At 40.0% G+C, this 4,540-nt stretch carries 5 protein-coding genes; 4 read left to right on the forward strand and 1 reads right to left on the reverse strand.

From position 1 onward, the window contains the following. Positions 1–91 precede the first annotated feature (91 nt). From FC82_RS02450 to menC, 3 genes are read left to right on the forward strand one after another with little or no spacing between them, the layout of a single operon-like run. A complete protein-coding gene (locus tag FC82_RS02450; protein WP_162260918.1) occupies positions 92–922 on the forward strand; it encodes a peptidase dimerization domain-containing protein in 831 nt (276 codons plus the stop codon). A 5-nt stretch (positions 923–927) separates the two neighbouring features. Beyond that, the gene (locus tag FC82_RS02455) at positions 928–2,202 is read left to right on the forward strand and encodes an MFS transporter (RefSeq protein WP_054762902.1); all 1,275 of its coding nucleotides are present in this window, start codon (positions 928–930) and stop codon (positions 2,200–2,202) included. A gap of 1 nt (position 2,203) precedes the next feature. Next, positions 2,204–3,331: an o-succinylbenzoate synthase gene (gene menC, locus FC82_RS02460; RefSeq protein ID WP_056996115.1), complete on the forward strand. Its 1,128-nt coding sequence runs from the start codon at positions 2,204–2,206 to the stop codon at positions 3,329–3,331. A gap of 597 nt (positions 3,332–3,928) precedes the next feature. Here menC and FC82_RS17305 read toward each other — a convergent pair. Further along, on the reverse strand, positions 3,929–4,054 hold the full coding sequence (locus FC82_RS17305) for a hypothetical protein (protein WP_268873492.1): 126 nt from the start codon (positions 4,052–4,054) through the stop codon (positions 3,929–3,931). A 288-nt stretch (positions 4,055–4,342) separates the two neighbouring features. Here FC82_RS17305 and FC82_RS17090 point away from each other — a divergent pair. Next, the coding region (locus FC82_RS17090; RefSeq protein WP_235809154.1) for a hypothetical protein at positions 4,343–4,540 on the forward strand (198 nt) is incomplete at its 3' end.

Here is a 4,540-nt window from a genome sequence, read left to right on the forward strand (position 1 = left end):
AAAATATGCCCTGTGATACCAAGGGATCAGTCTGTCTTCATACTTTCAAGTTTCAGCTGATAAGTTAAAAAACGTCGAATTAGTTTTAGCAGTGGATGGCTCGATCAGTTCTTCAGGTAAACATGTACTACGCCTTGGTTGTCGTGGATTGCTCGGGTTTCATGTGCAGATCCAAACTGGAAGCCATTCTAATCACTCTGGTAATACCGGTAATATTATGAGCAATGCGTTCATTGAATTTCAAAAAATTCTGAATCAAATATATGACTTTGACACAGATAAAGTTCTGCTGCCACATTTTTATGATGGTGTTAAAGAACCAACCACACAACAAATGGATTGGATTGATAAGTTGCCTTTCAATGTCGAAAAAATCAATAAATCTAATGGTTTTAAGATGAAGGCTATGACGAAGCAAGACTATTACGCAAACCTAATGTTCAGGCCGACTTTCAATGTTTCAGGAATCATGAGCGGGTACACAGGTCAGGGAGTTAAGACAATTGTTCCCAATCAACTGACCGCTAAGGTTGATTTCCGATTGGTAGGTGAGCAAAACGTTACGGAAATAGAGAAGGGTATTAAACAACTGTTTAAACCGTATGTAGATTCCGGGTTACTCACATTTACTTTCTACCACCAGATTCCGCCATCGACCAGTGAAATCAATCTAGATACGATTCACCTATTACAAAAATCGGTTAAAAACATTGGTGAAGATTTGGTGGTTGAACCCATTATGCCAGGGGCGGTACCTAACTATGTTTGGACAGAGCTGATTCACAAACCAGTCATTACGTTACCGTTGGCTAACTTTGATCAAAACAACCATTCGTTCAATGAAAATATTAGTGTTAAAGCGTATGAATCAGGCATTAACATTGTATCAGCTACGACTCAAGCATTATCAGAAAGAGGGTAATCCAAATGGAATCGCTGAGTACAGGAGTTAAACATAATTGGAAAGCAGCAACAACGTTTGTCATGCTGTACGTAGGTTATGTTGTTTGCTACATTGATCGTTCGGCTATGAACATCGCGTTGTCGTACATTGGTAAAGATTTGCATCTGAGCACTGTCACATTAGGTGTTGTTTCAAGTGCATTCTTCTTCAGCTATGCGCTAATGCAGATTCCTGGTGGGTGGTTAACAGATAAATTTGGAACTGTCCCAACGGTAACATTCGCTATTGCAATGTGGTCTGTATTTACTGTGATGACCGGTTTGGCTTGGTCATTGGTATCGCTTGTCCTGATTCGTGTCATGTTTGGGATTGGTGAAGGATGCTACCCTTCTGCGTCAATGAAGCAAGTGACCGAATCAACGACATATAAGCAACGTTCACAAGCAACGGCAACGTTAATTTCTTCGAACTACGTTGGAGCCGCGCTTGCTCCTATGCTGGTTTCACCAATGATTGCCTATCTTGGATGGCGAGGTGCATTCCATGTAATGGGCATTATCGGAATTCTCTTTGTGGTGTTTTATCTGTTGTTTGGTCGTCCTAAAAAACAAGCCAAAAAGGAAGAAGAAAAAGCGCAGGGTATCGAGCATAACAAGGTACCGCTCATTAAGATTATTGGCCGTCCGATTGTTTGGCAGTTCTTTGCCGTTGTTTTCGGACTTAGTATTGTCACGAAAGGACTCGATTCTTGGATGCCAACATATCTCTTACAAGTCCGTCATATTGACCTGGCCGGAATTGCTTGGATGGTGCCATTACCATCGATTGCTGCTGGAATTGGGGCAATTGCAACAGGCTTCTTGATGAATTCAGTGTTTAAAGGTAAGGAAAAAATGTTAATTGCAGCATCTTGCCTGTTCTCAACTGTCTTCATGTTTGGTCTTTATGAGTCCAAGAGCCTCAGTGGGGTCATTATTTTTGAAACGTTGGCCTATCTTTGTAAATCGGTTGGTTTTAGCGGTTCATTTGCTTTGTTCGCACAATTAATGATGAAGGACACATACGGCTCCGCTATTGGTGTTGTGAACTTTGGTGGTCAGTTATCTGGGTTCTTAGCGCCGATTGTAATTGGGATTTTAGTATCACTGTTTAAAGGATCATATGCACCGGCGTTCTTATTCTTAGTTATTTCAGCAGCGGCATCATTTATCATGTCACTGACTCTGAGCTCAAAGAAAATTGCGAAGATGAAAGATGAAGTTTCACGTAACCAACAATTAGAGGAAGTAGGTAATTAATATGAAAATTGTCGAAGCAACGCTTAGAAAAGTTGATATCCCATTGCGCGATCCGTTTGAAACCAGTTTTTTACGAATGTACGCAAAGAAAACAACTATTCTTGAACTCAAGGATGAGGACGGTACGTTTGGCTATGGAGAGTTTTCAGCATTCAATTTACCATTCTACAATGAAGAATTTCGAGATGGTGGTTTTGATTTATTATCTGAACTAATTTTGCCTAAAATTGTCGGCAGAGAGATTAAGCATCCGGATGATATGTACGATTTAATTAAGAGTATTCGGCGCAATAATATGGCGAAATCGGCTGTCAACTGCGCGTTATGGGATATTTACTCGAAACAGCAGAATGAACCACTAGCCAAAGCACTTGGTGGAACTAAATCTAAGGTAGAAGTTGGAGTTAGTATCGGTGTTCAAAAATCGCCAGAACAATTAGTTGAGGTTGTTCGAGGTTACTTGAATGACGGCTATAAACGAATTAAGTGCAAAATCAAACCTGGCAAGGATTATGATTATTTGGCGGCTGTGCGCGCTGAATTTCCAACTGTTCAATTAATGGGTGATGCAAACTCGGCATACCGGCCAGACGACTTTGAATTATTGAAGCGACTTGATCCATTAAATTTAATTATGATTGAACAGCCTTTGGAACCTGGTGATCTTTTATATCATGCTAAGTTGCAAAAACAAATTAAAACACCAATCTGTTTAGATGAAAGTGTGACATCGTTGGAGGATACAGATAAGATGATTGAATTAGGGAGTGGTAAAATCATCAATATTAAAGTATCCCGTGTCGGCGGGCTCTCAATTGCTAAGAAAATTCAACAGCGTGCGATGGAGAATGGTATTAAGTGCTGGTGTGGTGGCATGATTGATTCTGGGGTCGCCAGAGCAGAAAATATTGCGATTGCGACACTTCCTGGTTATGTATTAGCCAACGATATTGCACCTTCGATTCGGTACTACGATCGAGATATTATCACTCCAATGGTCCAGATGAATCGTGCTTTTGTTGATGTGCCGGAGGAAGCCGGGATTGGATTCGATATTGATTGGACTAATATGAATGAATTCACTTTGGAGACTAAGAAGATTACTGCTGATACTGAAGTGACTGTTTAGTAAGCTGGAAAAATACATTTATGTGCGAACTTGATATGAGGTCAAGTTCGCTTTTTTGGTTTTGTTTTGAGTAATTATTGTGAGTTTGTATTAAATTAAAAAGATTCCTGCCGTGACAAGGATTTTTATATGAAACTATGTGATAACCCTGTGTGTCTGCTAGTTCCCAACACCAACACCTAAAACTTTCTAATGTTGCCTGTTAACAATTCTGAATAGTTGTTCAGGGCATCGTGTGCCGTTTCTAGTATTCAGAGCCATTATTATTGACCAGAGCCACTTTTTTCTGAGCTTCACTGCGATATGAAATGAGGTACTTGATTTGAGAAGTGGAGAAACGACTTTAGAAGAGCTTTTTGGATTCGGATGTAGGCGGCCAGGTCAGTGGTGTACGGTCTTTGGCATAAGGGTAATTGCCACTCAAATCATACTGATACTTTTAGAATCATAGTTTGTCACCAGCGAGCCGGCGTGAATGTCGGTTCCTTTTATGATATCGGAGGAAGCGATTGCGTGGCCCCTCACTGAACGTGGTGCGGTGCCCTTTTTGATGTAGCTCGGTGAGATCGAGCCTTTGATGAAACTGGCATAGATGTACTAGTAGGCAGCAGTCTTGCCGTTGGTCTTTTTGATGGTGGCTTTTATGTTGGTCGTGAAGGTCGCGTGTTTATTGTTGGCACTATAGTAGGCCTTTTTTGTCAGTGTGGCAGTTGCATGCATCACCCCTGTGCTGATGTGTACTTTGCTTGTGCAGTGATCGGCACGCTCGTGTAGCTAATTGTGATGACCCCAGTAATCAATTTCTTTCCCATTGCAAAACTCGCCTTTAATTAGTGTTGGTTTAGTATATGATGTATTTCCACGTATGAATATTGAAATTTGGGTGTTTGGCGCGTGTTAATCAGAATCGGTTACAACTTGTTGTGTAATTATATTTAATGATTTTAGAGGAAAGATTAGATACAAATTGCGGCTGAAATGATAAAAAAGGTACTAAATAGAAATAACAATGTGAAAAAAATGATTTTTAACCAAATAATTCAATATAAAGTGAAGTGGGAATGCTCATATGGGAAGTTCATTTCAATTCGGAAAGAGTTTGAAAATCCAATCAAATTTTCTTGTAAACACTATTTGATTTATATGCTTTTACTGGCTGTAAAATTTCTGGTATTGGTGATCACGCCAATGCCAGTTTTTTATTGTCTT

The organism is Secundilactobacillus collinoides DSM 20515 = JCM 1123 (assembly GCF_001435975.1).
Lineage (GTDB): Bacteria > Bacillota > Bacilli > Lactobacillales > Lactobacillaceae > Secundilactobacillus > Secundilactobacillus collinoides.